Genomic DNA, 15,932 nt, shown 5'->3' on the forward strand with positions numbered 1-15,932 from the left:
AGCCCTTGGGTTAATCACATAGAACGGCTATGGCACAAGTTACATGAAACCATCACGCGCAATCATCAATGCAGAGGAATGGCCAACCTGCTGGCTCGAGTGAAACACTTCATGGATACCGTGTCTCCTTTCCCCGGGAATAGCTATGGCACAGCGAAGGTGTAGCACTATTGGGATCAGTTATTTAGTATTGAAAAATCATTTGATATCAGAGGTGTATTTTTTGATACAACGTACTTAAGATGTGTAATACATATAAAATCACTTATCCCATTAGACAATTACATGTGTTCGACTTCAGTGTTGGGGGCTGTGAGAGTAGCGTCTCGACCCATGTATTTTTAATCTGGTTACCACCCCGGCGTCTTGAACAGGACGGTGAGCAACAATAGTGGCAGTAGAAATCAAAGCTGAGCTAGCTGCGGGTCTATAGCAGTAGTGATATCCATGTCGCTTAGCTCTAGTCAGGGACACGTCTCGATGGGAATGATGCTGCGACACTTGGGATAGCTTGGGCATCCCCAGAAGCTATTGCCCTTGGTGTCCCCCCGCTTGCTGATACGCAATACCATAGGGGTACCACATTTGGGGCAGGCCGGCGCCGGGCCTGCATTGGCGGTCGCGGTGTCATGCTCGTCATTGTCGCTTGTGATGCGCTCCAACGTGATACGTACCTCCTCACTGACCCGGATAATCCGTTGGGCCTCATCATAGGCATCACGGTAAAGGTCATGATCTTCCGAGCGCTGGATCAACACCCCCATCTCGTTGTTATTGACCTGACTGAACTCGTAGAGATTGAGGCTGGTGACAATGCACATCTCCTCATTGAGATAGCACTTGGCATGGAGGTTTTTGCAAAAGCTGGTACGGATATAGGTGAGCTCTTTGAGCCAGCTGATCTCTTCCGGTTGCAGCTCGCTTTTGCCATAGACGATCCGCACATCGATCTTGAGGCGGTTCTTGTCGGTGAGCAGCTCCTTGATCCTGTCGTTGAGCTTGAGGAAGGGGCTGATCAGGATCAGACGCTCTTTGGCATCTTTGATTAGTTCTTCAAGAAAATAGTTGGTTGCGCTGGTATTCAAAAACTTGGCCATGGCAAAAATCTCTATCCCTGTGGTGTAACTGGTGGCGCAAATACTTGGCTGGCGCTCGGCAGGCCATCTCCATTTCGAGCACCGCGATCGCCAAGCCTGTGAGGCTGGCAATCGACATCATGGCTCCATGCAGATGACGGGGGCCAAACTGAGCCATTCTAGCAATCCCATCAAAAGGAATATGTGACTGATTGCACTAACTCTGTGACAAGGCTGGATTTTTCGGGGGGGGGGGGATAGCAGATCGCAGGTGCAAAAAAGCCCCTTGGCGGGGCTTGGTGTCTGGCAAGGCATGTGTCGGGATTACCAATCGAACAGGATGCGGCCGCTGTGGTTCGGCTTGACCTGATTGCCATCGATGGGCAGGCACACAATAACGACTCAGAAGCTCATGGCCAGCCCGATGGAATAACCGTTGGTGTTGTGGCTGAACATATAGCGGGCGACCAGGCGGGTGCGGCTGATGATGATGTCGTATTTGCTGCTGTCGATCTCCAGCCCCAGACCAAGGGAGTTGAGGGAGTTGAACCCGAGCAGGCCGCGCTGCTCGCCGAGGTATTCGGTGCGCGCCCCCTCCATCACATAGCGCAGCGGGCGATCGAGCAGGGTCCAGTCAAACACCGGAGCCCGGCGGCGCAGATAGAGGCCGAGGTTCTCCGCCTCGGCGCTGCCGCGCACGCTTTGCGTGGTGTTGCCAAAGCTCTGCAGGTGCTGGTAGGAATAACGCAATTCGGCATCGATATCCTGGGCTTTGGAAAAAAGCTCGTAGTCGAGCATCAGCGAGCCCCCCAATCCGTACATATTGAGCTGACCGTTATCGAGAAAATCCAGCGAGTAGCCCTTGGTGCGATCCAGCAGCCAGTTGCCGATCCGCAGATCGCTGGCCATGGTGCCCAGCGAGACGTTGGCGATGGGGCGCAGTACCCAGTGGCCACCATGCTGGTCTTCATGAAGGGCGATATCCCAGCCGACCCCGCCAGAGGCGGTCACGCTGTTCCATTTGGTCGGGATGGTGCGGCTCTCGGTGCCGTTGCTCACCACAAACTGGGGATCGTAGCGGCTAAAACCGATCGCCCCTTCCAGATAGATGGGCACGGCCTCGCTCATGGTGGCACCGCCACCGATCTGGGTCATGTTGAGGGCGGCGGATTGATCGGTGCCGCTGCCGATATTCAGGTTGCTGGCGGTGATGTCGGGCACCACGGTGAAGGTCATCAGCGACAGCACCGCATTGGCACGATCCTGTGCCCACTCCTGCTCCTGTGTCGCGCCATGGACGGCGCTGCCGGATAGCGCCAGCAGCATCGGTAACAACATCAGCAATAAAGAGGATAAAGGTCGGAGCATGCGCGTGGTTCCCGATCAGCGGAGTCTGGTGGCCTTGCCCTTACTGTAGCGAGCTTCCTTAGGGCTGTCTTGACGCAGGTGAACGGTAGTGTAACCAGTGGGGCTATATGCTGACACTGTCCAGAGATGAAAAACATTTATTGCAATACTGCTCTAATCGGAAATGCTTGATGTGGCTCATAGTTCTTGCGAATGAGCGGCACAACCGGCTGTATCAGCGAGATGGTTAAATATAATCAATGAGTTGACAAAAATAACAGGAGCTCGGGATGAACAGACTCGGATTAGCTAGCAAGATGTTGCTGGCAATTTGCCTGCCGTTATTAGCGTTGCTATTTTTCGCCAGCCACTATGCATACGACAGGTATCAGGCCGCCCATGAGATGGAGCAAGCCCTGCAGCAGCTCACCGTGGTGAAAAGCAGTGCCCAGCTGGTGCATGAACTGCAAAAGGAGCGAGGCATGTCGGCGGGGTTTATCGGCTCGCAGGGGCGTAAATTCGCCGATGTTCTGCCGCGTCAAAAGCTATTGGTTGACGAGGCGATCCACCATTTTCAGGCACAAGAGCAGGGGATGGCTCATGAGGCGGTGGCTCAGGGATTGAGCGAGTTGGCCGGGATCCGCGATCAGGTGAGCAAGTTGGCCATCGAGGCGCCCCGTCAGGTTGCCTTCTATAGCCAGTTAATTGCCTCTTTGCTCAAGGTAGTGGATGAGATTAGCCTGCGCAGCCAAGATGCCGGGATCGCCCTGCAGACCAATGCCTACGCTGCTTTCTTGCAAAACAAGGAGCGCATGGGGATGGAGCGGGCCACCCTCAGCAATGTGTTTGCCAAAGGGATCTTCACCCCGGCAACCCTGCAGCAGTTTATGTCCCTGCTGGCTGCCCAGCAGAGTTACCTTGAGCGTTTTCGCGCCGTGGCAAGCGAGCCGCAGCGGGAACTACTTGCGCAGATAGAGCAAAATCCGGTCATGGAAGAGGTGGTGAAATTCGAGCAGCTGGCGCTTGGCAAGATGGCTGATGGGGGCTTCGGCGTCGATCCAGAGCGCTGGTTTGCCCTGAGTACCGAGAAGATCGAGCTGCTCAAGCAGGGGGAAGATCGGCTCTATCAGCAACTGTTCGAACGGGTTGAACAGATGCAGACCGAGAGTCAGCGCAATTTCTGGTGGGGGTCGCTGGCGGTGCTCTTTTGCCTGCTGTTGACCACCCTCATCAGTTGGAAGGTGTTGCGGGATGTGCATCTGGGTTTCATGGCACTGCATCGCACCTTCTCTCAACTCGTCAACAACAACGATCTGACGGTCAGGGTGCAATGGCAATCCGGCGATGAGCTGGGGGCACTGTCGCGGGATCTCAACCGCTTCCTGCAACACCTCGAAGGGCTGCTGCTGGAGGTGCGCCGCTCCTGTGAGGTGCTGACCCGCAGTGCCAGCAACTCAAATGAGGTGATTGCCGAAGTGAATGAGGGGGTGGTGCGTGGTGTCGGTCAGGTGGAGCTGGTAGCAACAGCTGCGACTGAAATGGCCTCAACAGTGGCTGAAATCGCCCGCAATGCGACCCAGACCTCGTTGGCAACCCAGCAGGCCATCGGTCGTGCCCGGCAGGGTGACAAAGATGTGGATCAGACCATTACCGCCATCGAACGGGTGGCCGGTACCCTCGACGAGACCCAGGTGTTGGTCAACAACCTGCATCAGGACACCGAATCTGCCGTCGAGGCGCTCAACCTCATCAAGCAGATCTCCGATCGCACCAATTTGCTGGCCCTCAACGCCGCCATTGAAGCCGCCCGGGCTGGCGAGTCGGGGCGCGGCTTTGCCGTGGTCGCTGACGAGGTGCGCTCGCTGGCGTCCCGAACCCAGCAGGCGGCCGATGATATCGAGCAGATGTTATCCCGCCTGCGTGTTGGGGCCCGTCAGGCGGTGGTGGCCATGCAGTCTGGCAGCGAGCAGGCGGGTCTCAGTGTCAGTGAAGCGCAGCGGGCGGGTCACGAGCTTACCGACATCGTCAACGAGGTGCGCAAGGTGAGTGACATGACGGCGCAGGTAGCAACCGCAACCGAACAGCAGCGCTACGTGACCGACGATATCCAGCACAATGTGATGACCATCCGCGAAGTGTACGAGGCGCACCGTCAGCACTCGGTCACCTTGCAGCAAAACAGTGCCGAGCTGGATCAGTTGGCACGGGAGCTGGCCGGACGTATTGCCAGCTTCAAGTTGCTGGAGAGAGCATCCCCCCACTGATCCATTTGCGCTAAAGCTTGACCCTCCCTGGCCGATATATCTGGTGAGATCGTGTGGAGGGCAGGCAATTGAACGCTTGGTTGTTGGGGTTGGTCAGCATATCCGTGAGTATGCAGTTACAGGCTGGGGTCACCGAATTCGGTGCCGGTCTGGATCAATCCGTCTGGCGTTTGACCTCCGATACTCAGATTGAGTGTCGCCTCGAGCACCCTATTCCCAACTGGGGAACGGGGGCCTTTGTCAGCCGCGCCGGACGCAAGATAAACCTCGACTTCGAGCTCAAGGGCAAGCGGCCACAGGCCCAGACCCAGACGGTGAGCCTTGGCATCATGCCGCCGGTATGGCGCCCGGGGATAGCCGGGCGAGAAGTGAGTCAACTGCGCTTCTATCAGCAGTTCGATGGGCTGGTGGAGGGGCAGACTGCCTGGACCATGCTCGACGAGCTGGAGGGGGGGCGGATGCCGACCTTCCAGTATCGGGACTGGTATCGCCAGAACCGCGCGGTGCGGGTGTCCCTCTCGTCTGTCAACTTTCGGGTGAAATATCAGGCTTTTATCGACTGTCTGAGCGGGCTCTTGCCCTACAGCTTCAACGATATCGCCTTTAGCGTGCTTACCTATGACAAGAACAGCGATCAGCTCTCCATCCCCTCCAAGCGGCGGCTGGCGATGATCAGCGAGTTTATCAAGGCGGACAAGAGCATCGACGTGGTGGTGATCGATGCCTACAGCGACAGCTATGGCGGCCGCTGGCCGAACCTGAAACTCTCCGAGAAGCGGGCCGATGCCATCAAGAAGGTGTTTGTCGATCTGGGGATAGATCCCGGCAAGATCTCGGTGGAGGGGCATGGCGAGAAGCAGCACGTCGCCTCCAACGAAACCGAACAGGGTCGTGCCAAGAACCGGCGGGTGGTGATCAGCATGGGGCGCAATGGCGAGATCTAGCTTTGCGGCCCGGTCAGAGAAGCATAAAAAAGAGCGCATCTGCGCTCTTTTTTGATCCTGCCATTAGGCAGTGGGATTAAGGCAGCTTAGAAGCTGTCACCGAGGCCAGTACCGGCATCTTTCTTGGCAATCAGCTCAATCTTGTAACCGTCCGGATCTTCGACGAAGGCGATAACGGTGGTACCACCCTTGACCGGGCCCGGTTCGCGGGTGATCTTGGCACCGGCGGCGCGTAAGGCATCGCAGGTGGCATAGATGTCGTCCGCTTCCAGCGCGATGTGGCCATAGGCTGAGCCCAGTTCGTACTCGCTCACCCCCCAGTTGTAGGTCAGCTCGATCACCGCTTCATCTTTCTCGTCACCGTAACCGACGAAAGCCAGGGTGTACTTGTACTCGCTGTTCTCGCTCTTGCGCAGCAGCTTCATGCCAAGGACACGGGTGTAGAAGTCGATGGAGCGTTGCAGATCGCCGACACGCAGCATGGTATGCAGAATTCTCATTGCTCAGTTCTCCGGGTTGGTGATGTGTACTGCTTTCAATCTCGGTTGCGAGGCTATCAGTTGTCGGGATAGACCTTCTCTTTGTACTCGCACAAGTCCTCGATGATACAGGAACCACAACGGGGCTTGCGAGCCAGACAGGTGTAACGTCCGTGCAGGATCAGCCAGTGGTGAACATCCAGCTTGAACTCGGCGGGCACCACTTTAAGCAGCTTCTCCTCCACCTGATCCACGTTCTTGCCTACCGCAAAGCCGGTGCGGTTCGAGACCCGGAAGATATGGGTATCGACGGCGATAGTGGGCCAGCCAAAGGCGGTGTTGAGCACCACGTTGGCGGTCTTGCGGCCGACGCCGGGCAGGGCTTCCAGCGCTTCGCGATTCTCCGGTACCTCGCCGCCGTGGCGCTCCAGCAGGATGGCGCAGGTCTTGATGACGTTCTCGGCCTTGGTGTTGAAGAGGCCAATGGTCTTGATGTACTCCTTGAGCCCGTCCACCCCGAGATCCAGCATCGCCTGCGGGGTGTTGGCCACCGGATAGAGCTTGTCGGTCGCCTTGTTGACGCTGACATCGGTCGCCTGCGCCGAGAGCAGCACGGCGATCAACAGCTCGAATGGCGAGTTGAAATTGAGCTCTGTGGTGGGGTGGGGGTTGTTTTCCCGCAGTCGCTCGAGGATCTCTCTGCGTTTCTGGTTGTTCATGCCTTGCGTCCAATCATAGCTCGGTCGCCCGGACGCGGGCCGGGGCAACGTTGCTGTGGGCCACGGTAGCGGCCTGTTTGCGGTCCCGCCAGTCGTTGATGGCATTCTTGGCGGCGATCAGCAGCCCCAGCCCGATAAAGCCGCCCGGCGGCAAAATCGCCAGCAGCAGGCTGGCATCGGCGTGGAACAGCTCGATGCGCAGGGATTTGGCCCACTCGCCCAGCAGCAGCTCGGCGCCATCAAACAGGGTGCCCATGCCGATGATCTCGCGCATGCCGCCCAGTACCAGCAGCACCAGGGTAAAACCAAGGCCCATCATCAGGCCGTCGAGGGCCGCCAGCAGCGGCGGGTTCTTGGAGGCATAGGCCTCGGCGCGGCCGATGATGACGCAGTTGGTGACGATCAGGGCGATAAAGATGCCGAGCGCCTGATAGAGGCCATAGGTGTAGGCGTTCATCAGCAGCTGCACGCTGGTCACCAGCGAAGCGATGATCATCACATAGACCGGGATGCGAATATCCTTCGGCACCCAGTTGCGCACCAGCGAGACCGCGAGGTTGGAGCAGACCAGCACCGCCATGGTGGCAAGGCCCAGCCCCAGCGCATTGGTAAAGGTGGAGGAGACGGCGAGGGTCGGGCAGAGCCCCAGCACCTGCACCAGCGAGGGGTTGTTCTTCCACAGCCCCTGACTCATCAGCTCCTTGAGCTCGCCCTTGCGGCTTTCCAGCTCGGCAATCGGGGTTGCGCCCGTTTCAATCTGTTCCATCTGGTTCATGATGGCTCGACTCCGTTAGTTCGCCGCCGGACAAGCCGGGGCGTTGCTGAGCAGTTCGGGTTGCTCCTGCTGCAGTTTCAGCAGGTTCTTCACCGCCTTGACCACGGCTCGCGGGGTGATGGTGGCGCCGGTAAAGGCATCGAACTCGCCGCCATCCTTCTTCACCGCCCACTGGGGCTCGTTGTCATGGGTCAGGAATTTTCCGGCAAAGCTGTTGATCCAGTCCGATTTTTTCAGCTCGATCTTGTCACCCAGACCCGGGGTCTCGTTGTGAGCGAGCACGCGCACGGCGGTGATGGTGCCCTTGGCATCAAAGCCCGCCACGATGCGGATCGCCCCGCTGTAGCCATCCGGTGCGATCGCCTCCAGCGCATAGCCGGTTACCACGCCATTCTTGCTGGCGGTATAGAGGGCCTGAGGCTGATCGCTGCCGAGATACTTCCTGCTGGTGACTTGCTTGCAGCTGGCCACCAGATCGTTGTCATAGCTCCCCTCCGGCAGCAATACCGAGAGGGTCTGCTGTTTCTCCAGCTGCTGCTGGTGGGCGATTTTATCCTTGGTCAACTCGTTGGTCAGTACCACCAGTGCGGTACAGCCGAGCGCGAACATCGCCAGAATAAGGCCGTTCTTGCGCATGCTCTTTAACATGTCCGGGCTCCGTCAGCTGTGATGGGGGAAAAGGGCAGAAACATCATTGGCGACGGGCTCCATACACTTTCGGGCGAGTCAGGCTGTCGATAAACGGCACACAAAGGTTGGCCAGCAGCACGGCGAAGGCGAACGCATCTGGATAGCCGCCAAAGCGGCGAATGATGTAGACCAGCCCCCCGATCAGCACGCCATAGACCAGTCGGCCGCGCGGCGTGGTGCAGGCACTGACCGGATCGGTGGCGATAAAGAAGGCCCCCAGCATGGTAGCGCCGCTAAAGAGATGAAACATGGGCGTGGCGGTCGCATCCGGGCTCACCAGATAGCCGATGGTGGAGGCCGCCAGCAGGGCACCGAGAATGGCGGTGGGAATGCGCCAGTTGATCACCTTCTGTTGCAGCAGGAACAGGCCGCCCAGCAGGTAGCCGAGGTTGACCCAGCTCCAGCCGATGCCGCCCCAACCCTCGAATAGCGGGCCGCTCAGGATCTCGCCTGTGGTGAGCCCCTGAGTCAGGCCGGTTTTCAGGGTATCGAGGGGGGTCGCCATGGTGAGACCATCCACCCCCTGCTTGAGCTGGGCCATGCTGTAGCCATCGAGACTAAAGCCGGTGAAGATCACCGATGCGGCATCACCAAAGCCGAGGCTGTAGGCGCGCACGCTCTCCGGCGGCAGCCAGCTGGTCATCTGCACCGGGAAGGAGACCAGCAGCAGCACATAGGCGACCATGGCCGGGTTGAACAGGTTCTGACCCAGTCCGCCGTAAAGGTGTTTGGCGACAATGATGGCAAAGGCCGTGCCTACCACCAGCATCCACCACGGCAGCAGCGGCGGCAGGGAGAGACCGATCAGCACGGCGGTGAGCGCCGCACTGCCATCCATCAGGGCAGGCTTGATGGCGCGGCCACGGAGCTTGAGCACCAGCGCCTCGCACAGCAGCGCAGTGACCAACGCCAGCAGGATCTGGATAAAGGAGCCCCAGCCGAAGAACCAGGTCTGGGCCAGCAAGCCCGGCACGCAGGCCAGGATCACCAGCAGCATCAGGGTTCGGGTCTGTTTGCGGTTATGGGCAAACGGCGCAGTCGCAATATTGAACATGAGTCTGTCGATTACCTTGTGGTTGTTCGGTCGGCTGACGGGGCATCTTCAGCGGCGGTCTCTGCTGCTCTGGCTGCCTCGGCCGCCAGCTTCTTCGCCTTGGCGCGGGCCACGGCAGCCGCAATGGCCGCTTTTTTCGGATCAACCGGGGCATCAGCCGCAGGGGCGCTCGCTTCAGGCGCAGCAGTGACGGCAAGTGGTTGCTCACTGCTGGCTGCATCGCTTTGCATCGGCTCAGCCGGTGCGCGCTCACCCTCAGTTCCAGCACTGTCTACCTGAGTACCGGCACTCTCTACTTCAGCACTGGTACTTGCGCTCTGTTGCGCCAGCTTTTTGGCCTTGGCCCGGGCGATGGCTGCGGCGATAGCGGCTTTCTTGGGATCGACCGCTTCGCTTTCAGGCGTATCGCTTTGGCTGGTGTTTACTTCGCTCTTGGCTACTGCCACATCGCGGGTCTCTGCGCTTGCAGTAGGCTCACTCTTCGCATCCTCAGCACCGACACTTTCGCCCTGCAGCGCCAGCTTTTTGGCCTTGGCCCGGGCGATGGCAGCGGCGATAGCGGCTTTCTTGGGATCAACCGCTTCGCTTGCAGCCGTATCGCTCTGGCTGGTAGTTACTTCGCTCTTGGCTAACGTCTCGTCGCGGGTCTCCGCGCTGGCAGTTGGCTCACTCTGCGCACCTTCAGCACCGGTACTGTCGCCCTGCTGGGCTGCCTTCTTGGCCTTGGCCCGGGCGATGGCAGCAGCGATAGCGGCCTTCTTGGGATCGACCGCTTCGCTGACAGCAGATGGTGCATCGCTTTGGGTTGCAGCCGTTTCGCTGGTGCCTTCGGTTGCAGTCAGATCGCCCTCAGCGCTGTCACCCTGCTGGGCTGCCTTCTTGGCTTTGGCCCGGGCGATGGTAGCAGCGATAGCCGCTTTCTTGGGATCAACTGCTTCGCTGGCAGCAGATGGCGCATCGCCTTGCGAGCCTGCGTCTGCTACCGCGCTGTTGGCTGCGCTTACCGGTTCGCCACTGGCTTCGGCCTTTTTGGCCTTGGCCCGGGCGATGGCGGCGGCAATCGCCGCTTTTTTCGGATCAACCTCTGCCTTTTGCTGATCAGCATCTACCGCTGGGGCAGCAGCGGTTTCGGCTGTAGCAGGCTCGGCGCTATCGCCCGCCTGAGCGGCCTTCTTGGCCTTGGCGCGCGCCAGAGCTGCGGCTATGGCCGCTTTCTTGGGATCGCTGGCGGGGTCAACTGCCTCGGCGGCAGTTTCGCTGTTTGCGCTCTCCGCCAGTTTGGCGGCGCGGCGCGCTTCTGCTTCCCGTTTGCGGGCTTCGCGGGCGGCGATCACCGCGCTGTTGTCGGGCACGCCTTTGGCAGTGCCCGCAATGGCGGTGATTGGCGCATCCTGCTTGGCCTTGATGCGGGCCAGGGCGGCGGCAACCGGATCTTCCCCGCCAGCGGCGGTCATCGCCTGACGGCGCTGGGCGGCGGCTTCGGCGTGGCGCGCTTCGCGGGCTGCCTTCTCCCGCTCGAAACGGGCCTGCTTGGCTTCGAAACGCTGCTTGGCGCGCTCGGCTTTCTCGGCCTCGGCACGGGCTTCGCGAATGTCATCCTTGGCGATCTTGTAGTACTGCACCAGCGGGATCTCGCTCGGGCAGACCCAGGCGCAGGCACCGCACTCGATGCAGTCCATCAGGTTGAGCTTCTCGGCCTTGTCGTACTCTTTGGCCTTGCTGTACCAGTAGAGCTCTTGCGGTAGCAGGCTGGCCGGGCAGGCATCAGCACAGGCGCTGCAACGGATGCAGGCCTGCTCCGGGCCGGGGGCGGGCAGTTCGGCCTGGGTCGGTGCCAGCAGGCAGTTGGTGGCCTTGACCACCGGCACCATGGCGTGGGGCAGGGTAAAGCCCATCATGGGGCCCCCCATGATCACCCGCTGATCCGCTTCCGGTTGCAGCTCAAAACGCTGCAGCAGCCAGCGCACCGGCGTACCGAGACGCACCCAGGCGTTGCCGGGTTTCTTGAAGCTGTCACCGGTGAGAGTGACGATCCGCTCGATCAGCGGCTCGCCGTCGATAATAGCGCGCTTGATGGCAAACACGGTGGCGACGTTCAGCACCATGATGCCGATATCGACCGCGCGGCCGCCTTTGGGCACCTGACGGCCGGTCAGTAGCTCGATGGTCTGCTTGGCACCGCCCGAGGGGTACTTGGTCGGCACTGTCTTGACCAGCACATCCTCATCGGTAGCGTGGCGGGTCAGCTCGGCGATCGCCTCGGGCTTGTTGTCTTCCACCCCGATCAGGGTGAGTTTCGGTTTGAGCAGGTGCTTGAGCACCCGGATGCCATCCATGATCTCGTCGGCGTACTGCTGCATCAACCGATCGTCGGTGGTGATATAGGGTTCGCACTCCAGCCCGTTGACGATCAGGATCTCGGTGAGCTGGCCGCGGCCATCGAGCTTGCTGTGGGTGGGGAACACGGCGCCGCCAAGGCCCGCCACCCCCGCCTGCTGAATGCGCTCGAGCAGCTCGCCCCGCTCCAGATTCCAGTAATCGGCTTTGCCGTTGCGCTCGCCCCACTCATCCTCCCCATCGGGGGTGAGGATGACGCAGAGATCGCCGAGTCCGGAGGGGTGAGCGACCGTGTGGTTGCCAATCTCGGTGATGGTACCCGAGGTGGAGGCATGGACAGGGACGATCCGCCCCTTGGCATAACGGGTCAGCGGTTGCCCTTTTTTGACCTTGTCGCCCACCTGCACCAGCAGATCGCCGGCGGGGCCTGCGTGCTGGCGCAGCGGAATGATGAGGCGCGGCGGCAGACCGGCGTCTACCACCGGGCTCTGACTTGATTGCAGCTTGTTGTCGGCGGGGTGAATGCCACCGTGAAAGTCCCAGAGCGTGCCGGCTTTGATACGTTCGAGTAAGGAATGCATGGTTGCTCCGCTGTTTATTCCACTATCTTGACCGGAATCTTGCCCGGAACATGCACGTTATTGAGATCCCACTTCCAGTTATCGACCGTGGTAGGCACCGGGATCATCTCGATGCAGTCGGTCGGGCAGGGATCGACACAGAGATCGCAACCGGTGCACTCGTTGGCAATCACGGTATGCATCGCCTTGGTGGCGCCGACGATGGCATCCACCGGGCAGGCCTGAATGCACTTGGTGCAGCCGATGCACTGATCTTCGTGGATAAAGGCGACCTTCTTGACCGGCACAGCGGCCTCGTCACTGCCCCCCAGCGGCTGGGGCTCGACCCCCATCAGATCGGCAATCTTGCGCATGGTGGCCTCGCCACCGGGCACGCACTTGTTGATCTGATCGCCGTTGGCGAGCGCCTCGGCGTAGGGTTTGCAGCCGGGATAGCCGCACTGGCCACACTGGGTCTGGGGCAGCAGGGCATCGAGCTGATCGACGATGGGGTCTGCTTCCACGTGAAACTTGACGGCGGCAAAGCCCAGGATAATCCCGAACGCCAGCGCCAGCAGGGTGAGCACCAGAATGGCAAAGAGAATATGGATCATGGTTATATCTTGATAAGGCCGGTAAAGCCCATAAAGGCCAGCGACATCAGACCGGCGGTGATCATGGCAATCGACACCCCGCGAAACGGCGCGGGCACATCGGCGGCGACCAGACGCTCGCGCATGGCGGCAAACAGGATCAACACCAGCGAGAAGCCGGTGGCGGCGCCAAAGCCGTAGATCACGCTCTGGATAAAGTCGTGTCGCTCATTGATGCTGAGCAGCGCCACCCCGAGCACCGCGCAGTTGGTGGTGATGAGCGGCAGGAAGATCCCCAGCAGGCGATAGAGAGTCGGGCTGCTCTTGCGCACCACCATCTCGGTAAACTGCACCACCACGGCGATCACCAGAATAAAGGCGAGGGTGCGCAGATAGGCGATATCCAGCGGCAGCAGGATATAGTGCTCCACCAGATAGGAGCTGGCACTGGCGAGGGTCATCACGAAGGTGGTCGCCAGCCCCATGCCGATGGCGGTTTCCAGCTTGCCGGAGACCCCCATAAAGGGGCAGAGGCCGAGGAATTTCACCAGCACGAAGTTGTTAACCAGCACGGTGCCGATCAATAAAAGCAGGTACTCAGTCATCAATTACCGTCACTGAAAGTCGGGTTATCGGGGTTTGAAGGCGGGCGGTATTATCTGACGTTAGGGCCAGTTAAACAACCGCAAGGCCGCATGGTTATTATGCAACTGGATAATTTAGCCGGGGTTTTGGGCCAGAATCCGGTGGGTTTTGCGTCATATCCCCACCGGGTGACTATCCCCACTAACCAACAGCGAGTTTGGCGGTCTCTTTCCACATAAATGGTGGCATCGGGGTAGTGAGACGCCATTTAATGTTCATCGGTTGGCTGCCAGTGTGGGATACGTACTCCACCTCACCAAAGTTCACAAAGCCAAGGGTGCGGCCAAATTCATCTTTGCTCTGCTCGCGGACGAACAAAAACAAGCGCTTACCCTCTGCTCTGTGATTTATGTAACTCAGACCCTTACCCCGCTCGGGGCGAGCGCTGTTTTGGCTCTGCCAATGAAACAGCGACTCGTTGATGGCGTAGTCGTGATAACGGGTGGTGGGGGAGAAGTGCTGTTCCGTTTTGTTCAAGGTCACGAACAGCAACTCGATATTTTGCTCTGCGATGACATAGACCCCTTCACGAGCCGTGGGTTGCTGCGCGAAGGTGGTCGCGCCAAAGCCAACCAGCACCTGCTCTCTGGCATAGCGAGCATGCAGTTGCAGCGGATTACCGGGAAGATCTGGCATGGCTCGTTGTTCGTGCTGTACCCGATTGATCAGCATGGGCAACAGATCTGCCAGCTCGGCCCTCAACTCTGGTTGATTGAGTTGTTTCAGGCTGTGCGCCAAGGCACTAAAGCCTGCAGTGGGGCCGCTCTGTTGCCAGAAGTCGTAATGGCACATCAAGGCCATACGTTCATCGTGCTCGGCGGTTAAGGTAAAGGCGCTTTCCACCAAGGTTTGTAAGAAGTGCAAGTAATGGAGCGCATCGCAGCCCAATAGCCGGGTTCTGATTGCTCGGGTGTAGAGGGTTGATAGCTTCTCATCGCTCATTTCAGAAACGGTATGGTTGCGGGCCTGTTTGACCAAGGCGCTCCAATTGCCGCGCTTGTAGATCTCCTCAAGGCTGATATGAGGGTAGAACTTCAAAAAATTCGCCAGCGTCAGCGGTAAATCGCAATCCTGTGAGAAACGGCGGATAAGGCCCATAAGGCGCGAGGTATTGAGAGTCGCCTTCTTGATATTGCTCAGAATTAACTCTTGGGTTTGTTTTGAGAGTTCGATGCGGCAGCCCAAGGGGGCGTGAGGGAAGCCCTGTTTGATCTCGTGGCTAATCGCCTTATTGGTTTTACCCACCAGTGCCCGGAATTTCTGGGCAAAGTCATACTCAGCACGGGCATTCCCAACAAAGTCCAACACGGTGCAGCACTCTTTATCGCTCGCCAGCCGCAGGCCGCGCCCTAATTGCTGCAAGAAGATGGTGAGGCTTTCCGTTGGTCGTAAAAACAGCACATGTACAGGATCTTTAGCGGCAACCAATTGAAATAGATATAAAAAAGGCTTCGTTTGTGATCTGATTTTATCGCCAAACAAAATCAACACGCGCGAAGCCTATGACCATTATTAATGCTAATCACTATCTGGAGCAACTCCTGGCTCCCGCTGCACTCGAGCGCATTGCTCGGCTCTGCAAGTTTTGTCTGCGTCAGCGCGCCATTACCCCTGCCATGCTCGTCCCTGCACTGCTGCGGGCCATGGGGGGAGACCAGGTCAATGACATTGCCGGTTTACACCGTCATTTCAATGCGTTGCAACTGGTGAACGCGCATCAGGTTTCCTACAAACCGTTTCACAATCAGCTGCGCAAAGAGAGCTTTGCCCTGTTTATGAAAGCCTTGGTCGAACGGGCCATCGCCTTGCGTATCGACCATCAACTCAACGCGGCTTCCCTCGGCGCGTTCAAGCAGGTGTTACTGCACGATGGCACCTCCTTTGCTGTGCATCGGCGCCTGGCTGCTGACTTTCCTGGCCGGTTCAAGACCATCAGTCCGGCGGCTATCGAGTGCCATATGACCATGTCTTTGTCGGAGCAAAGCCCGCTGTGCATGAGTGTGTCTGCCGATACCGCAGGGGAGCGGCAATTTCTCCCTGAGGCCCACAAGCTGACCAACTGCCTGCTGCTGGCTGACGCGGGTTACATTGACAGGGCCTGGTTTGAGCAGGTGAACGACGCTGGCGGATTTTATCTGGTGCGAGGCACTCAAAACCTGAACCCCAAGATAATCCAGGCCTGGCGCAGTGATGGACGGGAAGTGCCAAAACTGGCGGGACTGTCACTGAAAGAGGCCGGACGGCGGCGCTGTCGGGCCGAGGTGCTGGATATGGTGGTGAAGTCCGGCAAAGTGGAATACCGGTTGATCCGGCGCTGGTTTGCCGAGGAAAAGCGGTTCTGTTTGTGGATGACCAACCTACCGCGAGCAGCGTGGTCAGCAGAGCAGGTGATGAGCCTGTATCGCTGCCGTTGGCAGGTGGAGTTGTTATTTAAAGAGTGGAAATCGCA

13 protein-coding genes and 2 pseudogenes are annotated in these 15,932 nt (G+C 58.9%); 4 read left to right on the forward strand and 11 right to left on the reverse strand.

The window, feature by feature from the left end; genetic code table 11:
• A pseudogene (locus OKC40_RS20085) lies at positions 1–165 on the forward strand (IS630 family transposase); the annotation flags it as partial.
• A 299-nt stretch (positions 166–464) separates the two neighbouring features.
• Here OKC40_RS20085 and OKC40_RS20090 read toward each other — a convergent pair.
• Positions 465–1,097 (reverse strand): phospholipase D family protein, encoded by a 633-nt coding sequence (locus OKC40_RS20090; RefSeq protein WP_270796725.1) that lies wholly within the window; start codon positions 1,095–1,097, stop codon positions 465–467.
• Positions 1,098–1,478: 381 nt separating this feature from the next.
• Positions 1,479–2,402, reverse strand: a complete 924-nt coding sequence (locus OKC40_RS20095) for a hypothetical protein (protein ID WP_442865911.1) — start codon at positions 2,400–2,402, stop codon at positions 1,479–1,481.
• A gap of 311 nt (positions 2,403–2,713) precedes the next feature.
• Between OKC40_RS20095 and OKC40_RS20100 the strand changes: the two genes are divergently transcribed.
• Positions 2,714–4,687 carry a methyl-accepting chemotaxis protein gene (locus OKC40_RS20100; protein WP_042018867.1) on the forward strand — a complete coding sequence of 658 codons (1,974 nt, stop codon included), beginning with the start codon at positions 2,714–2,716 and terminating at the stop codon, positions 4,685–4,687.
• A gap of 68 nt (positions 4,688–4,755) precedes the next feature.
• Positions 4,756–5,631 (forward strand): flagellar protein MotY, encoded by an 876-nt coding sequence (locus OKC40_RS20105; RefSeq protein WP_333563277.1) that lies wholly within the window; start codon positions 4,756–4,758, stop codon positions 5,629–5,631.
• Between the two features lie 86 nt (positions 5,632–5,717).
• On the opposite strand, the gene gloA is transcribed toward OKC40_RS20105, so the two are convergent.
• The 9 genes and pseudogenes from gloA to OKC40_RS20150 form a co-directional block, all read right to left on the reverse strand.
• A complete protein-coding gene (gene gloA / locus OKC40_RS20110) occupies positions 5,718–6,131 on the reverse strand; it encodes a lactoylglutathione lyase (RefSeq protein ID WP_005347113.1) in 414 nt (137 codons plus the stop codon).
• 56 nt (positions 6,132–6,187) lie between these two features.
• Positions 6,188–6,829 (reverse strand): endonuclease III, encoded by a 642-nt coding sequence (nth, locus tag OKC40_RS20115; protein ID WP_213386978.1) that lies wholly within the window; start codon positions 6,827–6,829, stop codon positions 6,188–6,190.
• A gap of 13 nt (positions 6,830–6,842) precedes the next feature.
• The gene (locus OKC40_RS20120) at positions 6,843–7,604 is read right to left on the reverse strand and encodes an electron transport complex subunit E (protein ID WP_423250317.1); all 762 of its coding nucleotides are present in this window, start codon (positions 7,602–7,604) and stop codon (positions 6,843–6,845) included.
• 15 nt (positions 7,605–7,619) lie between these two features.
• Positions 7,620–8,252: an electron transport complex subunit RsxG gene (gene rsxG / locus OKC40_RS20125; protein ID WP_005359614.1), complete on the reverse strand. Its 633-nt coding sequence runs from the start codon at positions 8,250–8,252 to the stop codon at positions 7,620–7,622.
• A gap of 43 nt (positions 8,253–8,295) precedes the next feature.
• Positions 8,296–9,348 carry an electron transport complex subunit RsxD gene (gene rsxD, locus OKC40_RS20130; RefSeq protein WP_040067829.1) on the reverse strand — a complete coding sequence of 351 codons (1,053 nt, stop codon included), beginning with the start codon at positions 9,346–9,348 and terminating at the stop codon, positions 8,296–8,298.
• Positions 9,349–9,359: 11 nt separating this feature from the next.
• Entirely contained in the window at positions 9,360–12,266 is a 2,907-nt protein-coding gene (gene rsxC / locus OKC40_RS20135; RefSeq protein ID WP_270796730.1) for an electron transport complex subunit RsxC, read from the reverse strand.
• Positions 12,267–12,280: 14 nt separating this feature from the next.
• Positions 12,281–12,859: an electron transport complex subunit RsxB gene (rsxB, locus tag OKC40_RS20140; RefSeq protein WP_005350799.1), complete on the reverse strand. Its 579-nt coding sequence runs from the start codon at positions 12,857–12,859 to the stop codon at positions 12,281–12,283.
• Between the two features lie 2 nt (positions 12,860–12,861).
• A complete protein-coding gene (gene rsxA, locus OKC40_RS20145) occupies positions 12,862–13,443 on the reverse strand; it encodes an electron transport complex subunit RsxA (RefSeq protein WP_005337600.1) in 582 nt (193 codons plus the stop codon).
• Between the two features lie 181 nt (positions 13,444–13,624).
• A pseudogene (locus tag OKC40_RS20150) lies at positions 13,625–14,884 on the reverse strand (DUF3427 domain-containing protein); the annotation flags it as partial.
• Positions 14,885–14,985: 101 nt separating this feature from the next.
• Here OKC40_RS20150 and OKC40_RS20155 point away from each other — a divergent pair.
• On the forward strand, positions 14,986–15,932 hold a 947-nt coding region (locus OKC40_RS20155), incomplete at its 3' end, for an IS4 family transposase (RefSeq protein WP_270796732.1).

Source organism: Aeromonas sp. QDB11, from assembly GCF_027705265.1.
GTDB lineage: Bacteria > Pseudomonadota > Gammaproteobacteria > Enterobacterales > Aeromonadaceae > Aeromonas > Aeromonas allosaccharophila.

Coding starts and splice junctions, on each gene's coding strand:
- OKC40_RS20095 (WP_442865911.1), bottom strand. CDS start 2,402: ATGCTGCTGGCGCTATCCGGCAGCGCCGTCCATGGCGCGACACAGGAG.
- rsxA (WP_005337600.1), bottom strand. CDS start 13,443: ATGACTGAGTACCTGCTTTTATTGATCGGCACCGTGCTGGTTAACAAC.
- gloA (WP_005347113.1), bottom strand. CDS start 6,131: ATGAGAATTCTGCATACCATGCTGCGTGTCGGCGATCTGCAACGCTCC.
- rsxD (WP_040067829.1), bottom strand. CDS start 9,348: ATGTTCAATATTGCGACTGCGCCGTTTGCCCATAACCGCAAACAGACC.
- rsxC (WP_270796730.1), bottom strand. CDS start 12,266: ATGCATTCCTTACTCGAACGTATCAAAGCCGGCACGCTCTGGGACTTT.
- OKC40_RS20120 (WP_423250317.1), bottom strand. CDS start 7,604: ATGAACCAGATGGAACAGATTGAAACGGGCGCAACCCCGATTGCCGAG.
- rsxG (WP_005359614.1), bottom strand. CDS start 8,252: ATGTTAAAGAGCATGCGCAAGAACGGCCTTATTCTGGCGATGTTCGCG.
- rsxB (WP_005350799.1), bottom strand. CDS start 12,859: ATGATCCATATTCTCTTTGCCATTCTGGTGCTCACCCTGCTGGCGCTG.
- OKC40_RS20100 (WP_042018867.1), top strand. CDS start 2,714: ATGAACAGACTCGGATTAGCTAGCAAGATGTTGCTGGCAATTTGCCTG.
- OKC40_RS20090 (WP_270796725.1), bottom strand. CDS start 1,097: ATGGCCAAGTTTTTGAATACCAGCGCAACCAACTATTTTCTTGAAGAA.
- nth (WP_213386978.1), bottom strand. CDS start 6,829: ATGAACAACCAGAAACGCAGAGAGATCCTCGAGCGACTGCGGGAAAAC.